Source organism: Paraburkholderia dinghuensis (assembly GCF_003837865.1).
Classification (GTDB): Bacteria; Pseudomonadota; Gammaproteobacteria; order Burkholderiales; family Burkholderiaceae; genus Paraburkholderia; species Paraburkholderia dinghuensis.
Window position 1 is genome coordinate 43,786 of sequence record NZ_RQIS01000026.1, and the last position, 19,807, is coordinate 63,592.

16 protein-coding genes are annotated in these 19,807 nt (G+C 63.6%); 8 read left to right on the top strand and 8 right to left on the bottom strand.

Annotation, left to right across the window (positions count from 1 at the left end):
* The 4 genes from D1Y85_RS24885 to D1Y85_RS24900 all read left to right on the top strand — a co-directional run bounded on the left by D1Y85_RS24885 (nucleotide 1) and on the right by D1Y85_RS24900 (nucleotide 3,687).
* Entirely contained in the window at nucleotides 1–1,041 is a 1,041-nt protein-coding gene (locus D1Y85_RS24885) for an aldo/keto reductase (protein WP_124153743.1), read from the top strand.
* A 1-nt stretch (nucleotide 1,042) separates the two neighbouring features.
* Entirely contained in the window at nucleotides 1,043–1,903 is an 861-nt protein-coding gene (locus D1Y85_RS24890; protein WP_124153744.1) for an amidohydrolase family protein, read from the top strand.
* Nucleotides 1,904–2,031: 128 nt separating this feature from the next.
* Entirely contained in the window at nucleotides 2,032–2,775 is a 744-nt protein-coding gene (locus D1Y85_RS24895) for an SDR family oxidoreductase (RefSeq protein ID WP_124153745.1), read from the top strand.
* Between the two features lie 63 nt (nucleotides 2,776–2,838).
* Nucleotides 2,839–3,687 carry an ureidoglycolate lyase gene (locus D1Y85_RS24900; RefSeq protein WP_124153746.1) on the top strand — a complete coding sequence of 283 codons (849 nt, stop codon included), beginning with the start codon at nucleotides 2,839–2,841 and terminating at the stop codon, nucleotides 3,685–3,687.
* 87 nt (nucleotides 3,688–3,774) lie between these two features.
* Here D1Y85_RS24900 and D1Y85_RS24905 read toward each other — a convergent pair whose 3' ends face one another.
* Nucleotides 3,775–4,218, bottom strand: a complete 444-nt coding sequence (locus tag D1Y85_RS24905) for a PaaI family thioesterase (RefSeq protein WP_124153747.1) — start codon at nucleotides 4,216–4,218, stop codon at nucleotides 3,775–3,777.
* A gap of 286 nt (nucleotides 4,219–4,504) precedes the next feature.
* Nucleotides 4,505–5,590, bottom strand: a complete 1,086-nt coding sequence (locus tag D1Y85_RS24910; RefSeq protein ID WP_124153748.1) for an AGE family epimerase/isomerase — start codon at nucleotides 5,588–5,590, stop codon at nucleotides 4,505–4,507.
* Between the two features lie 245 nt (nucleotides 5,591–5,835).
* On the opposite strand from D1Y85_RS24910, the gene D1Y85_RS24915 reads away from it, so the two are divergent.
* The 3 genes from D1Y85_RS24915 to D1Y85_RS24920 all read left to right on the top strand — a co-directional run bounded on the left by D1Y85_RS24915 (nucleotide 5,836) and on the right by D1Y85_RS24920 (nucleotide 8,937).
* The gene (locus D1Y85_RS24915; protein ID WP_124153749.1) at nucleotides 5,836–7,173 is read left to right on the top strand and encodes a hypothetical protein; all 1,338 of its coding nucleotides are present in this window, start codon (nucleotides 5,836–5,838) and stop codon (nucleotides 7,171–7,173) included.
* Nucleotides 7,174–7,360: 187 nt separating this feature from the next.
* Entirely contained in the window at nucleotides 7,361–7,516 is a 156-nt protein-coding gene (locus D1Y85_RS27265; protein WP_185219122.1) for a hypothetical protein, read from the top strand.
* An 806-nt stretch (nucleotides 7,517–8,322) separates the two neighbouring features.
* Nucleotides 8,323–8,937 carry a flavin reductase family protein gene (locus tag D1Y85_RS24920; RefSeq protein WP_124153750.1) on the top strand — a complete coding sequence of 205 codons (615 nt, stop codon included), beginning with the start codon at nucleotides 8,323–8,325 and terminating at the stop codon, nucleotides 8,935–8,937.
* 167 nt (nucleotides 8,938–9,104) lie between these two features.
* On the opposite strand, the gene D1Y85_RS24925 is transcribed toward D1Y85_RS24920, so the two are convergent.
* A complete protein-coding gene (locus tag D1Y85_RS24925; RefSeq protein ID WP_124153751.1) occupies nucleotides 9,105–10,256 on the bottom strand; it encodes a porin in 1,152 nt (383 codons plus the stop codon).
* Between the two features lie 469 nt (nucleotides 10,257–10,725).
* Here D1Y85_RS24925 and D1Y85_RS24930 point away from each other — a divergent pair, with 469 nt between their 5' ends.
* The gene (locus tag D1Y85_RS24930) at nucleotides 10,726–13,260 is read left to right on the top strand and encodes a penicillin-binding protein 1A (RefSeq protein ID WP_425466983.1); all 2,535 of its coding nucleotides are present in this window, start codon (nucleotides 10,726–10,728) and stop codon (nucleotides 13,258–13,260) included.
* Nucleotides 13,261–13,719: 459 nt separating this feature from the next.
* On the opposite strand, the gene D1Y85_RS24935 is transcribed toward D1Y85_RS24930, so the two are convergent.
* The 5 genes from D1Y85_RS24935 to D1Y85_RS27985 all read right to left on the bottom strand — a co-directional run.
* Nucleotides 13,720–14,127, bottom strand: a complete 408-nt coding sequence (locus D1Y85_RS24935) for a hypothetical protein (RefSeq protein ID WP_124153752.1) — start codon at nucleotides 14,125–14,127, stop codon at nucleotides 13,720–13,722.
* A 108-nt stretch (nucleotides 14,128–14,235) separates the two neighbouring features.
* A complete protein-coding gene (locus D1Y85_RS24940) occupies nucleotides 14,236–15,090 on the bottom strand; it encodes a DUF746 domain-containing protein (protein ID WP_185219123.1) in 855 nt (284 codons plus the stop codon).
* Between the two features lie 199 nt (nucleotides 15,091–15,289).
* Entirely contained in the window at nucleotides 15,290–17,032 is a 1,743-nt protein-coding gene (locus tag D1Y85_RS24945; protein ID WP_124153753.1) for a ShlB/FhaC/HecB family hemolysin secretion/activation protein, read from the bottom strand.
* Nucleotides 17,033–17,345: 313 nt separating this feature from the next.
* Nucleotides 17,346–17,741, bottom strand: a complete 396-nt coding sequence (locus tag D1Y85_RS24955; protein WP_124153755.1) for a hypothetical protein — start codon at nucleotides 17,739–17,741, stop codon at nucleotides 17,346–17,348.
* 225 nt (nucleotides 17,742–17,966) lie between these two features.
* A partial coding sequence (locus tag D1Y85_RS27985; protein WP_185219124.1) for a hemagglutinin repeat-containing protein occupies nucleotides 17,967–19,807 on the bottom strand: 1,841 nt, incomplete at its 5' end.

Below are 19,807 nucleotides of genomic sequence, written 5' to 3' on the forward strand. Positions count from 1 at the left end.
ATGGCACAGGCGCTTCATCCGCAGGTGGCGCAAACGCGCCGCATCGGGCGCACCGCGCTCGACGTGACCGCACTGGGCCTCGGTACGGCGCCGCTCGGCGGCCTGTATCGCGACCTTTCCGAAGAAGATGCGCAAGCGACGGTCGATGCCGCACTGGAAGCGGGCATACGCTTCTTCGATACTGCGCCGCACTATGGCCATACGAAAGCGGAGCATCGGCTCGGCGCGGCGCTAAGGCGTCATCCGCGCAGCGAGTACGCGATTTCCACGAAGGTGGGCCGTCGGTTCGTGCCGCGCACGCATCCCTACGACGGCAGCGAAGGCTGGGATCGCCCGCTGCCGTTCGAGGCCATCTACGACTACACCTACGGCAGCATCCTGCGTTCGTTCGAGGACAGCCAGCAGCGACTTGGCATCGTCGATATCGACATCGTGCTCATCCACGACATCGGCCGGTACACGCATGGCGAGCATAACGAGCACTACTGGCGGCAGCTGACCGAAGGCGGCGGCTTTCGCGCGCTCGATGAATTGCGCGCGTCGGGCGCCGTGAAGGCCGTGGGCCTTGGCGTGAACGAGCGCGAGGTGATACTCGAATTAATGCGCGAATTCGATATCGACTGTGCGTTGCTCGCGGGTCGCTATACGCTGCTCGAACAGGCGCCGCTCGACGATCTGCTGCCCGAATGCGTGGCGCGCAACGTGAGTATCCTGCTCGGCGGCGCGTTCAATTCGGGCATTCTCGCGCACGGGTTGAGCGGCGAGCGCAAGTTCAACTATGGCGATGCGCCGCCCGAAATACTCGAACGCGTTGCCCGGCTCGATGACGTGTGCCGGTCATTTGGCGTACCGCTCGCTGCTGCTGCGTTGCAGTTTCCGTATGCACATCCCGCGATTGCGACGGTGCTCAACGGCGCGCGCAGCGCGGCCGAAGTGCGCGAGAACGTGACATCGTTCGAAGCGGCCATTCCCGCCGGTCTGTGGGTCGCGCTGCGCGACCAGGGCCTCGTCGATTCACGCGCGCCACTGCCCTCGTACTGACATGACGACGCCCGCCACGACCGCCACGACGGCGAAGATCGACGCGCACCAGCACTACTGGGACCCGTCGCGCGGCGACTACGACTGGCTTACGCCTGCGATGACCGCGTTGTACCGCATCTTTGGCCCGCGCGACCTTGCACCGCTGCGCGAGCGTTGTGGCGTGACGCGCACCGTCGTCGTGCAGGCGGCTCAAACCGTCGAAGAGACACGCTATCTGCTTGCGCTTGCACGCGATGATGCGTCGATTGCGGGCGTGGTGGGCTGGGTCCCGCTCGATGATCCGCAAGCGCCCGAACTCATCGCCGATCTCGCGCGCGAGCCGAAATTGCGCGCTGTGCGCCCGATGCTGCAGGACCTGCCCGACGACGACTGGATCGCCACCGCTGATACCTCGCGCGCGGTCGAAGCGCTGATCGCGCACGACCTCGCTTTTGACGCCCTCATTTTCACGCGCCACGCTGACGCGCTTGCCACGTTTCTCGCGCGGCACCCCGCGTTGCGCGTGGTGATCGACCATGGCGCGAAGCCGCCGATCCGCGACGGCGACGCGGGCTGGTCCGCCTGGGCCGACGCGATTACGCGCTTCGCGCGTTTCCCGCAGGTGTGCTGCAAGCTCTCGGGGCTTGCCACCGAAGCCGCGCCGGGCTGGACCGACGCAACGCTGCGTCCGTGGATCGAGCATTTGCTGGCGGCGTTCGGTGCGGAGCGCCTCATGTGGGGCAGCGACTGGCCGGTGCTGAATCTCAACGGTGACTATGAACGCTGGCACGTGTGCGCGCAGCGCCTCCTCGCGACGTCCACGGATGCTGAACGCCAGGCCGTATTCGGCGCGAACGCGGCGGCTTTTTACCGACTGTGAGCGCGGGACGGTACCGATACAAGCTTCATCGCCTGAAAGCGGCTGCACTACGCGGTATCGCGCGGCCGCAATTCCAACCGATTCAACGGATTCCAGCCGAATCCAACCAATTCCAACCGGAGTGACAGATGGCACAGAGACTGGCCGGCAAGACAGCGTTGATTACGGCGGCGGGACAGGGCATCGGTTTCGCCACCGCCGAACTGTTCGCACGAGAAGGCGCGCGCGTGATCGCCACGGATATCCGTCCCGACGCGCTCGCGTCGCTGCCGGTCGACGCGCGGCGTCTGGATGTGCGCGATGCGCAGGCCATCGCGGCGCTCGCGCGCGAGCTTGGCGCGATCGACGTGCTGTTCAACTGCGCGGGGCTCGTGCATGCAGGCTCGATCCTCGATGCGAGCGATGAGGATTGGGACGTCGCATTCGACCTGAACGCGAAGGCGATGTACCGGATGATCCGCGCGTTCCTGCCCGCCATGCTCGATGCGGGCGGCGGGTCCATCATCAACATGTCGTCAGCGGCGTCGAGCGTGAAGGGCGTGCCCAACCGCTGCGTGTACGGCGCGTCGAAGGCGGCTGTGATAGGGTTGACGAAGTCGGTCGCCGCCGACTTCGTCACGCGCGGCATCCGCTGCAACGCGATCTGTCCGGGCACCGTGGCGTCGCCCTCGCTCGAAGAGCGCATCGCGACGCAGGCGGGCGTGCAGGGCACGAGCGTCGATGCGGCGCGCGCGGCATTCATCGCGCGCCAGCCGATGGGGCGCGTCGGCAAGCCGGAGGAGATCGCCGCGCTCGCGCTCTATCTCGCGTCGGACGAGTCGTCGTTCACGACCGGCCAGGCACACGTGATCGATGGCGGCTGGGTGAACTGAGCCTGGTTCCAGCTTCCCCGCGACACTGGATTTCACTGCAACGTCTCAGAGGAAACACAGCTAATGAAACTGCTTCGCTACGGCCCGAAAGGCCATGAAAAGCCGGGCCTGCTCGACGCCGAAGGCCGGATCCGCTCGCTGGCGGGCGCGGTGACCGACATCGCGGGGGACGTGCTCTCCGATGCGGGCCTCGCGCAGCTGCGCTCGATCGACCCGGAAACGCTGCCTCTCGTCGAAGGCAATCCGCGTATCGGCGCGTGCGTGGGCCATGTCGGCAAGATGGTGTGCATCGGCCTGAACTACGCGGATCATGCCGCCGAGTCCGGCATGCCCGTGCCGCCCGAGCCGGTGGTGTTCAACAAGTGGACGAGCGCGATCGTCGGCCCGAACGACGACATCGAAATTCCGCGCGGTTCGAAGAAAACCGACTGGGAAGTCGAACTGGGCGTCGTGATCGGCAAGCACGCGAAGTATGTGGACGAGGCGCACGCACTCGACTATGTGGCGGGCTACTGCATCGTCAACGACGTCTCCGAGCGCGAGTGGCAGATCGAGCGCGCCGGGCAATGGGACAAGGGCAAGGGCTTCGACACCTTCGGCCCGACCGGCCCGTGGCTCGTGACGCGCGACGAGGTGTCCGATCCCCAGAACCTCAATCTGTGGCTCGAAGTCGACGGCCACCGCTATCAGAACGGCAATACGCGCACGATGATCTTCACCGTCGCGAAGCTCGTGTCGTATCTCTCGCAGTGCATGAGCCTGCAGCCGGGCGACGTGATTTCGACTGGCACGCCGCCGGGCGTTGGCATGGGTGTGAAGCCGTCGCCGGTGTTCCTGAAGGCGGGCCAGACCGTGCGCCTCGGTATCGAGGGGCTCGGCGAACAGACGCAGAGGACGCGCGCCGCCGAGTAAGCGGCTGTCGCTCGCGTTCTGCGTGTTGTTAGCAGTGAGGTACCCGCGGGGCCGCGCGCCCCGCGTTTCACGTCATATTCGCGCGGTTCAGGCTGCGGAGTCCGCCTCGCTGCGCCCCTCTTGCTCCGGAAGCCGGATCACCGTCCCCTGCGCGATCGCGACGAGGTGCTCGTCGCCGTTCTCCATCACGTACACGCTGCACTGGCAGGTTGCCTGCCGGCGGCCCGCGTGGATCACCTTCGCCCGTGCGATCAGCGTGCCGTTGAGCGCCGGCCGCAGATAGTTGATCTTGTATTCGCCGGTCACCACCCGCGGCCCGAGCGCGAGCGCGCCCGCGAAGGTCAGCGCGTTGTCGGCGAGGTAGCTGATTACGCCGCCGTGGACGAAGCCATGTTGCTGCCTCAGCTCGTCGCGTACCGGCAGCCGCAGTGTCAGTTCATCCGCCCCTATGTGCATCAGATCGGTGCCAAGCAACACGCTGAACGGTTGCGCATGCAGAGCACCGCGCGCACGATCCACAAGATCAGTCATCGTCGGATTCCCCGGGCCCACGCCCGCATGGTGTCCCAACCACTCTAGGAAGCGCCTCGCGGCGGCGCAAGGTGAATCGAAAAGGAGTGCGCCTGTTGTTGCGGGAAATCCGTCTAAAAGGCTGCCGCGGTGCGCGCCAGCGAGCGATCGCTGGCGGCTGACGCGTTCCGCGCGGCGAAGTGTGGCAAGCCGCCGTGGTGTTCGCGTCAGTGCCGGGTCGTTCCGGTTTCGGGGTATCGGCGGTGCGCAGCGGAGCGTCCTTCGTGCGGCATCGCTCCCTTGGCGTTCAACCCGGCAATGCCAGATAGGCCGATTGCAGGTGATAAGGCGTTGTCGACGGCATGTCGGCGCGCGCCACGTCTCCCGAAGCGCTTCGGCATTCGACCCATCCCCGCGGCGTCAGGAAGCGCGCCTCGAAGCGGCCGATCTGCGCGGGCAGCGTGGCGGTCACAGCAGCGTCGCCGTGCGTGGCGATGGCGCGCAGATACTCGGTTTGCGCCCAGATGCGCTGCGTGGCGTCGATCACCCGACCTTGTTCGTCGAACGCAGCCGCGACGGCGCCGCTCTCAGGGTCCACGCCATGCTCCACGGCGAAGCGAAACGCACGCGCGAGGGCCAGGTCGAGCCCCGACGCGCCCAGCCGTTCCCCCGCGCAGGACGCGAGCCAGAACCATTCAAACTGATGCCCGGGCTCGAGCCGGTTGCCGGCCGCACCGACCGGCAACTCCGCGATACAGCCTGTCGGCGCATGCAGGAAGGTCCGTGCGACGGCCTCGATTAGCTGCGTGAGCGCGGCATCGAAGGCGGCATCGCCGGTCGCTTCGCGGGCGGCGAGCCAGGCTTCGGTGAGATGCATGAGCGGATTCTGCAGCGGCGCGCCGGTGACGGAAGCAAACGACGCGTCGAGCGATGCGTTGAAGAGGCCGTCCTCAGCCGCGAAGCGGTCGATGATCAACGCAGACGTTGCACGTGCAACGTCCAGCGCCGCGCTGTTGCCTGCGCGCTGGCCATAGACCGAGCACGCGAACACGACGAACGCGTGTGTGTAGAGGTCCTTGGTCGTATCGAGCGGTGCGCCCTGCGCGTCGACGCTATAGAACCAGCCGCCGCGCACGGGGTCCTGGAAATACTGCTGCAAGGCTTCGAAAAGCGTATGGGCGTGCGCCATATCGCCCGCCTGCGTGAAAACGAAAAGCTGGCGGGCGCACGCCATCGCCCGGTAGCGGGCGACAGGCAGCGGCGCGGCTCCAGCGGCGTCCAGTGCCTCGTAGGGCAGGCGCAGCGCGGCGTTGAAGCCCGGGCCGCGCCATAGTGGCAAAACGATGCGGTCGAAGTGATCGCGCAGCCTTTCTGCGCCGGAGTGTGCAGTCATGAGCGGGGTCTGTGGCAAAGACGGGTGCGACAGAGTGTCGACGTCCGCGATTGTACGCTGCGCCCCCCGTCCGACGCGCGGCGCGCAAGCTGCTGTAATGCTTGCCGCGCTCGCGTTTCACTCGCTGCGCGCCACGAGAGCGGCGCCGTTCCCGCGAGTGGTCATGCGACAATGCGGTCTCGATAAAACATGTTGCGCGGCGGACCGGACCAGTCCTCGCGCGGTTCAGGAAGCCTCGATTCCTCATGGCAGATAACGCAGATAACGATCTCCTGAGCCCCTCGCGCGCGGCGCGTCGTGGGCCGTCGAAGCGCCGGACATCGTCCGCTGCCCGCGATACGGAAAACAAGCCAGCGCGCACGGCGCAATCCACGCAGGCGTTCGCACAACCGGGCGAGCCGCTGCGCGACGAGACCACCCTTGATCTCTTTGCCGCCGATCCGTTGCATGCGCCCGTTCAGGTGACCGGGACCGGCGATCGCACGGGCGTGTCGGACAGTTTCGAACTGCAGGAGCAGGAGCGCCAGGCGGTCGAGGCATCGCAGGTCACCGCGACGACAGACGGTGCTGAGGCGCTGGTTGCGGTGTCGCACATCAGCGTTCAGGCGGAAGCCGCGACGGCGGTTGCAGCCGGGGCCGCGACGGATACCGCGCTGCGCGACGATGCTAACGGGAGCGTAGCGAGCGAAGTCGCCGCGGCGTTGGAATCTGCGGCGACCGCGTCCGTGGGCAGCGAAATCACAGCCGACGCGGTTGTACCGGTAACGGACAGGCCGCAGGCCCCCACCCTGGCAGAGGGGAGCGCCGCTGCCGAGGTGGTTTTCCAGGACGCTGCCGCGACTCAAGTGAACGAGGCCGCTACCGAACCGATGCTGCCCGGGCAGGCACTTGCGCAGTTGCGTTCGAATCGAACCGTCGCCGCGCCGCGACCGGCGAAGGGTCGCCGGACGGTATCGCGTGAAGCGGACGCCGATTCCGCCGCCACTGACGATGCCCCCTCCGCCGGACCGGAACAGCCCGCCGAGCCGGCCAACGCATCGCGCGCCGAAGCGTCGCCAGCTAGCGATCGCCCGGTGCCTTCGTTCCGCTATGCCGGGGATTTCACGCGCGCGGGCATGGTGGCCGAGTCAGCGGTTGCCGACGCCACAACGTCCGCCGCCCGCCTGGTGCCGCCTGAGATGGACCCCGCACGGGCGGCGGCATTTGCAGAGGCCATTGACGCGCTGAATGGCGTGATCGCGGATCAGCGCCGTGCGGCGGCCGAGTTGTCGCGCCGCATGAGGTGGATGCTCGGTGCTGTCGTGGGCGCGCTGCTGGTGACTGTGGCTGCCGGCGTCGCGCAGACCCTTATCGTTTCGCGCCTCGCGACCGACGCCAGCGCCCAGCAGCAGCGCCTCGCGCAGATGATGCAGGACCAGCAGGCCGTGATCGCGAACGCACTGGCGCGTCTTCCGTCCCAGGCCGAGGCACCTGCCGCGCAAGTCGCTTCGCAGAGCACAGCCCGTCCGGTGGCGACGAGCCCTGCGCACCACACGCAGCGCGCCGCGACGCACGTTCACCATGCGCATACAGCCAGCCAATAAAAAGTAATTCGACCCCTTGCACCGTCGTCATAGTGTTGTCTTGATGCAACGCAATGGCGATGTGCTCAACGGTGCGGCGCACTGCCGCAGATTTTTTGCTGCGACGCACTAGGCGGATGTCAGGGAAAACCCTATAATGGGTTCGTCTTAGGGAAAACCCTGACCTACCAACTGACTGGGAGTCGCCATGAGCTTTATCCTCGCACTGTTCGAAAGGGTGAGCGAGTTCTTCGTCTCGCCGTACTTGCCGATGGATTCGGATTACTCGTACGCTGCGCGTCACCGCGAAGCCGAACGCATTCGTCGCTCGCACTATTTGCCGTTCGGCACGCCGCGCGGCTAACTCGCGCACACGCGGCACAGAGCGCGGCGTCAGCCGCCACGCTTGCCGCAACGAATACCTCTGCCATGCAGGGCCGGCTCTCTGGAGAGAGCCGGCCCTGTTGCATTTGCAGTCGCAGCTTTGCTGCGGGCAGCGGCGCATGCAATGTCAGTTGGCGTGCCGAAGGGTGCCATCGGCATGAGCATGGCTACGAAAGTGGCGGGCGTGGTTGGCCACTGGCTGCGGTTCGTCGTGCCGCGCGAGCAAGTGCCGGCGAGGCGCCTTGCGCTGTGCATTCGCGCAAGCTTCCATTTCTCCGATTCGGACGACGCGTACCCCAAGCGCGTGAAGGCAGCGCGCTCATCGCGGGCGGTTGTGTCGCGCGGTACGCCACGCTGCACAAATCTGGTGGTGCGACGGAAAAACGTTGCGCATCAATAGCTTGTCCGGGATATGCCCAGGTTTTCCACATCCCTTTCCACGAAAACTGTGGACAAGCCCGGTGCGCAAGGCGTGCCTCGTTTGGCACCAGTTCGAGTTTTCCGGATAGTCGAACGGACAACGATATTTGTCGCAACTCAACCAGCCGCCATTGCTCATCGAATTCCTGACTGGTTACGCGGGCGCGATTGCTGCGCGGGGGTATGCCGCTGGTCTCGTGGGAGCGGGTTTCAACACGCCCGTTGGCGCGGTGGCGCTCGGGTTGCCTTCGTCGCCACGGTAATATGGCGCGCAGTGTCTTGTTCCTGACGGACGTGCTCCCAATGTCCGCGAATTCCGGACGCTAGCGCCCCCGTCTGGGCTTCCCCACGAGATTTACCACCACCATGTCGAACACGTATTTCTACGATCCCGCGATCGGCCACGGTCTGCCTCACGATCCGTTCAAGGCGATTGTCGCGCCGCGCCTGATCGGCTGGATTTCCAGTCGCTCGGCACAAGGCAGCCTGAACCTCGCGCCGTACAGCTTCTTCGGTGCGTTTGCGACGTTTCCGCCTGTCATCGGGTTCTGCAGCGAAGGCCGCAAGGACAGCATCCGCAACATCGAGGAAACCGGCGAATTCGTCTGGAACCTGACGTCGAAGCCGCTCGCCGCGCAGATGAACCGCACATCGGCTCCCGTCGCCGCCGATGTCGATGAGTTCGCGCTCGCAGGCCTCACGCCCGCGCCGGGGCGCAATGTGAACGTGCCGCATGTCGCCGAGTCGCCCGCTGCGCTCGAATGCAGACTGCTTCAGGTCGTGCGGCTCAATACGATAGACGGCACGCCAATGGACAACTGGCTCGCCCTCGGCCAGGTGGTGGGGGTGCATATCCGCGAGGAATATCTCAAGGACGGCGTGTTCGACACGCACGCGGCGCAGCCCGTCATGCGCGCCGGCTATCGTGCCGACTACGCCCAGATTGGCGAAATGTTCCAGATGATCCGGCCGACGACGTAAGTGAGACGTCGCGGAATCGTCGAGCGGGGCGGGACGCCTGGCCCGAAAAAAGAAACAGCCCGATCGGCAGGTAAGCCGGTCGGGCTGTTTCGGTCGGGCTGTTCAGCCCCGACCACACCGTTGGCCCACCTTGTAAGGCGGGCCAAAGGACTTGCCTTTCGACAAGCTTAGAAGCGCGTCAGAATGCCAGCCGCGCCCATCACCTGATTGGCCGTCGACGACGCCCCGCCCGCGTTGTACATCACCGCGACGTTCTGGCTGCCCGACGCGTGCTGGTACATGGCTTCGGCGTAAACTTCGGTGCGCTTGCTCAGCGAATAACGCGCAATCGCGTTCACCTGATTCCACTTCGGATCGGCGCCGAACGTCGTCGCGCCGTTCAGATGCGCGTCGGTGTACGTGTACGAGATGCCGGCCTTGAGTGCCGTCGTGAAGTTGTACATGCCGTTGACTTCGTAGTTGTCAAAGCGTGCCGAGCCATTGTTCAGGCCGAATGCGCTCGTACCCTGGTACTGGGCGTGCGAATAAACGAAGCCCACCACTGCCGGGCCGAACGCATAGTTCACGCCTGCAGCGATCGAGCGTTGCACGTCGGACGTCAGGTTGCCGCCATTGGCGGTCGACTTGACTTCGGCCTGGTCGACCGCGCCGGTGGTGTTCGCGTAGTTGGCGCCGACCTTGAGGCCCGAACCATTGGTCTGCAGGTAGCCTGCAGCGACGTTCAGCGGTCCGAAACTGTAGCTCGCGGCTGCGCTGTATGCGCGGCTCACGGCGAACTCGGTGCTGTTGCTGAACGCATACATGCCGGCGAGCTTCAGGCCGTTGTAGTTCTGGCTCGTGAACTTGACCGCGTTGTTGAAGCGGACGGTGTGCTGCAGGTTGTCGTTGTCATACGGGTGTGCGAAGCCCGAATCACCGAACGTGCCGCTCGTCGCCGACAGCGGCGTGACGAAATCGACGGTGGTGTCGTACTGACGGCCCAACGTCACCGTGCCGAACGTGTTGCTGGCCAGACCAACATAAGCCTGGCGGCCGAACATCCGGTTGTTCTGCTTCAACCCGCCGTTGGCGACGTCGAAACCGTTCTCGAGCACGAAGATGGCCTTGAGTCCACCGCCGAGATCTTCGCCGCCGCGCAGGCCGAAGCGGCTGCCGCTGATGTTGCCGCTCTGAAGCGCGACGCGACCGGAGCCGCCCACGTTATTCGTGTAAGCGATGCCGGCGTCGATGAGGCCGTACAGCGTAACCGAGCTTTGAGCGTGTGCCGATGCTGCGGCGAACGCAGCAACGCATGCAACGGCGATAGATATTTTTTTCACTGTAACACTCCAGTTCTATAGCGATATTGGGTTGAAGCGCTGCGGAGTATAGAAAAGCGATCTCGATAAAATGCCTTCCGCGTTTCGAACGGTCCTTTCTGAAATTAAGAAGAATCCCGTCATTTAAATGAAGCATCGGTCTCAAATACCGACGCGGTAACGCTTCAGTGGTCACCACCTGAGGAAGGGCGCACGCAGTCTCGTGGGGACGCAAGTGGCATTTACACAACATCGGTCTCATCTCACCGATGGCGGGTCGGCCGGCATTCCATTTCATTGAAGTGCGATTGAAGTGCGAGTGAAGTGCCTGAAGCGGCTGACTTCGGCGGCCCGTGCCCGGCGATCGAGGCTCGCCGCCGGACGGTCCAGGAATTTTTGATACGATGCACGCTTTGCCAGCCAATCCCTTTCCCGCGTGAAGCGTTACGTGTCGTGTGTTCGCGATCAATTCGCGAAATGGTCCGCCCGCCTGAGGCCTGCTCTCGCGGCCGCCGCCGCCCGTGTCAAACCGCTCTTCGCGGCCGCTTGCGCCCGGATACGGCCACTCCTCGCCAAAGGGCTCGACCATCTGCGGCATCCCACGCGGCGCACCGTCCTTTACGCGATGGCCGCGGTCCCCGCGCTGGTCGTGCTCTACGTGCTGGTGCTGATCCCATTCACGCCCGGCATCGGCGATATCCGCAAGGCGCGCGTCGACAAGCCCGCGCAGATCCTCTCCGCCGACGGCAAACTGCTAGCCGAATTCAAGCCGTCGAATCGCGAATGGGTGCCGCTCAACGAGATTTCGCCGTATATGGTCGACGCGCTGGTCTCGACCGAAGACCACCGCTTCTACGAACATCACGGCATCGACTTCAAGCGCACGGCGGGTGCCGCGCTGCGCACGTTTTCGGGTGACCGCCAGGGCGGATCGACGATCACGCAGCAACTCGCGCGCAATCTGTATCCGGACGAGATCGGCCGCGCGCCCACGCTCACGCGCAAGATCAAGGAAGCCATCACGGCGTTCAAGATCGAGGCCGTCTACAGCAAGCAGCAGATTCTCGAAACGTATCTGAACACCGTTCCGTTCCTCTACAACGCATACGGTATCGAGATGGCGGCGCGCACGTACTTCGGCGTATCGGCGGATCAGCTGGACATCCTGCAGAGCGCAACGCTCACGGGCATGCTCAAGGGCAACGCCTACTACAACCCGGTGCTCAACCCCGAGCGCGCGCTCGCACGACGCAACACGGTGCTTGGGCAGATGGTGAAGTACGGCAAGCTCACGCCCGCACAGTACGCGACGCTCTCGAAGAAGCCGCTGGGAATCGATTTCGAGCGCCAGACCGAGCCGCCGGGCCCCGCACCGCACTTTGCACAGCAACTGCGTCGCTGGCTGATCGCGTGGGCGGACCGTAACGACTACAACGTGTACTCAGACGGACTCGTTGTGCGCACGACGATCGACGCGCGCCTGCAGTCGATGGCGACGGCCGCGCTCACGCAGCACGCGAACCAGTTGCAGGGCATCGCAAACGGCGCGTGGAGTGGACGCAACGGCTGCAACGCGGGCAATGATCTCTTCAGGACGTTCATGCGCGAGACGCCGGACTACAAGGCGGCACGCGACGCGGGAGCAAACGACCAGGATGCGCTGAAGCATCTCGCCTCCGATCACGCGTTCATGCGCGGTTTGTGCAAGACGAAGACGGAAGTGCAGGCGGGCTTCCTCGCGATCGATCCGCGCAACGGCCAGATCAAGGCGTGGGTCGGCAGCCGCGACTTCACGGACGAGCCCTACGATCACGTCCAGCAGGCGCGGCGCCAGCCCGGATCGACGTTCAAGCCGTTCGTCTATGGCGCGGCCTTCGCCAACGGTGCGAAACCGACTGACACTTTCATCGATCAACCCGTCGAGATTCCGGTGAAGGGCGAGGAAATCTGGCGACCGGACGACGCCGAAGCGCCGACCAACAAGCCGATGACGCTGCGTGACGGGATCGCCTGGTCGCGCAATCGCATCACGGCGCAATTGATGATGCAGGTGGGCCCGGACAAGGTCGCGCGCCTCGCGCGTGCGATGGGCGTGCGCGACAGCCAACTGGACCCGGTGCCGTCGCTTGCACTCGGCACGAGCCCGGTGACGCTCAAGGAGATGGTGTCGGCATACAGCACGATTGCCAACGATGGCGAATACATCGAACCGCGCATGGTCACGAGCATCGAGGACAGCAAGGGCAACGTGCTCGCGGAATTCGCGAGTGCGTCGCCCCAGCGCGCACTCTCCGCTTCCGCCGACCGCACGCTGATCGACGTGATGCGCGACGTGGTGAACCGCGGGACGGGATCGAGCATCCGCTCGCGCTTCGGCATCCGCGCGGATGTCGCGGGCAAGACCGGCACCACGCAGGGCAACACGGACGGCTGGTTCGTGCTGATGTCGCCGCAGCTCGTGGCGGGCTCGTGGGTGGGATTCGACGACGGCCGCGTGACGCTCGACGACTACTGGGGGCAGGGGGCGCGCAGCGCGCTGCCGATCGTCGGCGATTTCTTCCAGCGTGCGCTTCGTGCGCGTGTGGTCGATCTGCGCGCGCGGTTCGATACGGAAGTGGCGCCTGGGGTGTTTGAGACGTTCCGGCAAAACCTGAATGCGTGGATTGAGAAGTTGTTTGGGCCGACGCCGAAGGTCGAGGCACCGGTCAAACGTGCGCCGGTTCAGGCGCAGCGGGCTGCGCCGGCGTCGGCTCCGGCGCCGGAAGTTGCGGCATCGGCTGCGGCTGGCGTTTCGGCAGCTTCCGAGGCGGTGCCTTCGGCGTCCGCACCGACTGCTGCGTCACAGCCTTACGAAGTGGGCTTGCCGCCGATCATCGCTCCGGCAAGCGCGCCGGTTGCGACATCGCCGCACCTCCCGCAGGAGCCGGCGCTCGCACCAACGCCGACGCCTGACGATGCCGAGCCCGCTCCCGGCGGCCCCGCCGCGCAGTACACGCCGCCGGTGCAGCAGCAGCCGGGGCAGTGATGTCGTAGCGCGCTGCGTTGTAGTGCTGGTTTGGGCTGCGAGCCGGATGTCGCGCTCTGGCCTTATCCCCAGATTCCGTGGAAAGGCTTGTGGGCAAGCTTGGGATAGCCGACCTAAGTGCCTGACGCGCAAGGGTTGACGCGTCGAAGCTGTGAAGCAGGCACGGCTTGCTGCACTTTTCCACAGAATTCGTGGAAAGGGCTGTGGGCAAGCTTGGGACATCGCGGCCAAGTGCTTGACGCGCAAGGAAAGACACGAGGCAGCTGTGACCGCACAATAAAGTTTGACACAAGGCGCATCATGAAATCAGCTACTTAGCGGCGTGAGTGGTCACGCTCCGGTGAAAGAGAGTTTGACACGTGCACAGCCGAGCGCAATTCACGTCGATATCTTGCGACGAAAGAGTTTGACACAAGTGGTAACGCTGATTGGCATTCACGAAGCCGTGTGCCGCTGCCCTCACTGACCGGTGGCGATTGCCGGAATCGGCGAGCGTTGTTGACTGGCGATGAAGCGCTGCAGCCGCTCCCACGCCTGCGCATAGCGATGCTTCGACGTGCCGGCCAGCTGCTGATCATGCAGCACCACCACCCGCTCGACCGCAGCCAGTTCCAGGTCCAGCATCAGGCAGGGCGTGTGATGCTTCACGCGCCTGATACACGCATCAAGCGCCGCCTCCGCGCGGCGGTATGGGTCGATTTCCGCGCCAGCGGCGGTCTCCTCACGCAGGTAAAACGCGAGATATACCACCTGCAGCAGACGGCAGAGCTGGTCGGGGTTGCCGTGACCCGCGCGGACCGTCGCCAGCGCGAGGTGGTTTTCCAGCGAAAGCGCGCGCCCTCTGGCAACCGGCAGCGGCAACAGCATTTCCTTCGTGCGTGCTGGGCGTGCGCGGAGGGATGAAGTCTGCTTCTTCATTGACTGAACCTTTTCATGCTCACATGCCGTCTGACATCGACGTGTGCTCCGGGCAAGCTACGCCGCGTCACTTACGATATGCAGCCGGCCGCTCCGCTCGACCACCTCGCGCCGCATCGAAAACAGCCGCCCACACCCCGCACACGACCAGCCGCGTCCATCCGTATGCTGCGCCGTCTCCGTCCGCCCGCAAAACGGACACGGCGTAGTCCCGTCCGGCGTGACACCGAGACGGATTTTCGACGCCAGGCTGCCGCCTGGTTCCAGCTGGTCGGCAAACGCGGCAAACATGTCACGCCACTTCTGCCCCATCCCGGCACTGGTCCCAACGATCTCCGACACCTGCATGATCGACAGTGGCAGCGCCAGGTAACGGATGAATTCCCTCATGCGCTCAAATGCAACCGTCTTCGTGTTGACGAACGGCGTACCGCTGCGGCGGCTGAATTTGCGCCTGCAGGTTCCGCACTGAAAGCCCGGAATCCCGCCCTTCGATTCCCCCGAGAAATGGGTCTTGCGGCTACCGCAGCGAGGACATGGCGGCGGGCGGCGACTGGTCGAATTCAGTTCGTCGAATTCGCGTCTCAGGCGAACGGTCAAGGCGAGATCTTCGCGCGCGCCAACCTCGGCATAGTCCAGCGGCGCAGGTTCCAGTTCGGTCGGTCGACCACCGAGCCGCACGCACCGCTCCCACCTGCCACCCGGATCGAGTCGCAGGAGCCACTCGCGCCAGGCCATCACGCGCCTGCCGATGTCCGCCGGCAGGCTGCCCATCTGCTCGCCCGCTTCGACGCACGAGACCGGCTGCGACAGTAGCGAAATGAACAGATCGAGGTTTTTGAGGTGCTTTTCGCTGAACGGCGTGTCGACGGTGCGAGCGAAGTAGCGCCCGCACGTCTGGCACTCGAACATCGGCAACGCCCGCTCTGGCGCGCCTTGAATCCGGCACTCGTGACGTGTTCGCCGTCGCAGCGTGGGCAACGGGGCCGCGGTTCATGACTCCCGGACAGCAGGGCCGCGACCTGCGCGCCCAGAAAGGGCGTCAGTTCCCGATCCTCTCGGGTATCGCGCGTTGCGGCAGGGGGCCGGATGCGGGGTTGTGCTTTCCTCATCAGAACTGCGCTGTCACCTGAAATCCGAGTGTTACGCTCGACGCCGGAAACCCGGACGGCACGTAGATCGGCATGCCCGCGAAGACGTCATAGCTGTACGCGCCAAAGCGTGTCGGTACACCCCCGCGTAATCCCACTGCTGCGCCCGCCAGTTGTGTGCCCACCAGCAGCGCAGTAGACGGTCCCCACACACGACCGTAGTCCAGTCCCGCATAGACGGCCTGCCCCGTCTGCCCGAGCGGATACTGCAGTTCGTTGCGCCAGTAGAAACCTTTTTCCGCCGCGAGCATCGTTTCACCGCTGAAGCCGCGCACCGTGTAGCGGCTGCCGATGGTCAGGTCGTCGATGTAGTTCAGCTCGTCGTTGGTGAACTGCCCGTGCAGCGTGCCGACATAGCGGAACGACTGCCCCGCGAGCGCGAACGGCACCGAGAGGTTCGCGTCGAGCGTCGCCATCTTGAAGCGATAGGTCGGACCGCCCGGCGTATCGGGCTGCGCCCCTAGTCCACCGATGCCCTGCCGGTAAGCGAGCGTGCCATCGAACTGCGCCGCGCCGAAGTAATGCCGGTTGGTCAGTCCTGCCTCGATGAACGTGTTGTCGCGGTGCTGCTGCGGAATTTCAGTGTCGGCAATAAAGCTTGCGCCCCACCGCTTGATGAACTGGAACTCGACGCCCGAGACATCGCTCTGGCTGCGGTGAATGACCCGCTCCAGTTTCAGGCCCGCCGTCTGCGCGTTGCCGCTCGACACGAGGGTCTGGTTGACCGCCGCGATCTGCTGGTAGTACGTGTTCGTGTAGCCGTAGAGCGTGCCGGTCCAGTAACCCCATGGAATCGAATACGAGGCATTCCAGCCATGCGTGCCAAGGTCGTGATTGCCAAACTGCAGATCCTGGTTGAAGCCTGCCGAAAGCACATCATTCAGGCCCAGCAGGTTGTACAGGCCAAGCGACACGTTACCGATATAGCGGCCGGTCGCGTCCGTGCCCGAGTTGTCTGCGGAGACCACGAGCGACCAGGGTTTGGTGCGCTTTACGGTAATGACCACGTCGCTTTCGCCCGGCACCGTACCGGGCACAATCTCCATGCTCGCATCCTGGTTCGGTACGCGCTTCATCTGCTCCAGGCCCTGCTCCAGGTCGCGCAACTGGAGCACGTCACCATCGCGCGCGGGAAATGTGGTCTTCCAGGTGCCGCGCGTATCGGCGCCGGCGAACTTGAGATGGCGGATCACGCCCGGTATGAGGGCGAATTTCATTGTTCCCGTGGACAGGTCCTGCGTTGGCAGCAGCACGCGTGTGGTGATGTAGCCGTGACTCAGGATCACGCCCTGCAGGCCCCTGGTCAGCATGTCGAGGCCCTGCTTGCCCACGCACTGCCCCTCGTAATGCCGCAGCCAGTCGTGCAGGAATGCAAACGGGTCCATTGGCAGGGCAGACGCGCCCTTCACACGGGTCGCCTCGGGCAGTGTGTCGGGCACCTCGACGGAGAAGGTGTCGATGCGGAAACATGGCGTTTCGACAGGCAGGACTGGCCATTCCCCCGCAACAGGAGCCGCCGAGCGGACGACGGGCGCGGCGACCGATGCCGCGCGCTGCTGTGCGTCGCGTTGCTGCTGGACCTGCTGTTGCTGTTCGGCGTTTGCGCGGGCTGCAGCCGCCACATCGGGCAAGGTCTGCGCGTTTGACGCGAGGGTGACCAGAGCTGTGAGCGGCAGGGCCGCCAGCCTTCTTTGGATTTTCATAACGTGATTTCGGTAGACAGGCGAACCGGGCAAAGCCCGGCAGCACACTACGACTTGCTTTCCTCGTCGTCTTTCGTTTCGTAACTCTTCCGGGCTTTCTTGTAACTGTTGTCAAAGGGCTTGATATTTAGCATATGCGCACGGCTACATAAGCCACCTAAAATCACCATTCCGACACCCAAGAAGAAACCAAACATCCTGATCCATCTCGGCAACCAATCGGACGCCAGGCTACCTCCAAAGATTGCCAGCCCTAATATAAATAGGGTTATATGCAACCAAAGGGGTAAATTTCCGTCTTCAATTAGTTTCATTATTTCGTTCCACTCGGATTAAAAAGCGAATTCGATTTTTGAGTTATCCAATTCTGGATTGTTGTCGCAAGTGGAATATTGTTAATAACGGAAGTGGCCCCGTTCACAATCAATGACCCCGCTGGATTGATGTTTCCGGCGATTTTCCCAGCGCCTGATACCGCTCCCTGACATGCATATTGGCCGACATTGGGTTGTGCCAATTGCGATACTGCGTCGGCGGTAATGCTGACCACAGTTGAACCAGCGGCAATTTCACTTAACACACCAGAGCTGTGAGCGGTAGGGTCGCCAGCCTTTTTGGGATTTACATAACGTGATTTCGGTAAACAGGCGAACCGGGCAAAGCCCGGCAGCAAACTACGACTTGCTTTCCTCGTCGTCTTTCGTTTCATAACTCTTCCGGGCCTTTTTGTAACTGTTATCGAATGGCTTGATGTGGGCTAGTCGTGCGCGAGAGCACATCCCCCCCACCGCAGCAAGTCCGAGTCCAGACAACGCAAAGAGCGCGCTCCAGATCGAAGGGGGGAGGTACTTGAATGTCAAGTAGCAGATTCCAATACCTGTCACGATAAAAGCTGTACATACCCATCCTGATAGATTTCCGTCTTCTATGAGTTTCATTTTTTCACCGAATTAACAACTCCACCCCAAAACGAATTGATTGAATTTTGGATAGACGTAGCGATACCACTCGCATTGAACGCATTCGCAGCCTCGTTGACAACAGGCGTGGCGATTGGATTTATTGTCGAAACCCGATCTGAAACAACTGAAGTCAATCCGTTTTGCCAATATTGGCCTACGTTCGGCCGCACTAACTGGCTGACGCCATCGGCTGTTATCCCGACCACGGTCGCACCATATGTCGCCGAATCGAATATAGGTATGTAGGGTGATGGAAGGGATGCTGCCGCCGCAGTCACTGATCCAAATCGCCCAGCAGTAGTCGAAATCATCGAAGCCACGTCCGCAGTGGTCGTTCGTACGTAGTCAAGGTCAGCCTGATCGAATTTGGTAAACGGCCCCGTGATATTGAACGATAAGCCGGACGGATATACCCCAGGCGAAGCCGAATACTGCTGGGGCAGGGGTACATCCTGGCCGTTTGTATTCGCCAGGATAAATTTCTGGAGCGCAGCGTTGGGTGCTCCGAGCACCTGGGTTGAATATCCGGTGGCGGTATCTGTAATCCAGGTCGTTCCGTCCTGGGGAGGTGCCCCAAAATATACCGTCGCGGCAGCGCCACTCTGTGTGCCGCTTATGTCGCTATAGCCCATCAGCCCAAGCTGGTTGGCAAACTGGGTTGCGGTAACAGGAGAGCCGTCCGGGTTGGTAAGGCCTGCCGCGGCAGCCCGCATGGCTAACTCTTTTGGCAGGTCCTTTTCGGTTCCCTTGTCGAGTATGCGGTTGTACGTGTCCACGCTCGATGCCGTTGATGCACCTGCCGTACCTCCTACCAGCGCACCACCGAGGTTCGCCGCGATGTTCGCCACCAGATTGCCGAGCAGTTCCGAGCCGGTTTCCGAGGCGATGCCCTTCGACAGTTCGTTAAGTTGCTTGCCGGCCAGTGAGGTCAGCCCCGCAGCCACCCCGCCGCCTGCGGCCGTAAATATACTGCCACCGCCGAGCCCGCCAATCAGCGCACCACCTGCCGCCTGCAACAGCGCGCGGTTGTCTCCCCCTTCGTCCCAGGCATCATAGGTCGCCTTATCGGTAGCCGTATCGCGCTTCTTGTCCGCATACGCGCCAATTCCCTGCGCCACGACCTGACCCGCAGCCTGCGCCGCCTGCATCGTGTCCGCCTGCTGGTTCAGCAGATTCTGGACGTCAGGCGTGGCCGACACGGTACCGTTGGTATTCGCCGTATCGCGACTCAGGCTCGATACGTCCTGCGTCTGGTCTGCCTGATCCGTAATCGAGATCGTTCCCGCGCCGATCGCGCTGCGCGTGGTTGCGCTCGAATCGCCGCTCTCGCTCTGCGTGATCATTGGCGAGATGGCAGGCGCACCACTCACCGAACCTGGCCCTAGCGCCTTGCCTGTGTTCTGGATACCCACACCCGCACTGATCCCGTTGCTGTTCGCGCTGTAGTGCGAGTGGTTTTCGATATCGCTGTAGGTGAGTGTTCCCGTCGTCAGGCTGTTCTTTTCCGCGTCCGCCGTGCTCGATATCACCGCGCCTTTGAGGTCCGTATTGCCGCCGACGCTGACGGCGAAGCCACCGCTGCCCGCATTGATACCCGCCTGCTCGTTGACCTGCGCATAAGTTCCATCGCCGTGTCCGTTCTGCGCGCCGAAGCTCACGCTGCCGCCCGCCTGACTGATGCTGAACCCGCCCCCCGCGCTTGACTGATGCGCATTGCTTTGCGTCGTGTCCTGCACGCTCTGGATGTTCAGGTTGCCGCCGACGCTTGCCGTCACCTGCCCGCCATTGACCTGCGAGCCGATAACGTTGGTAT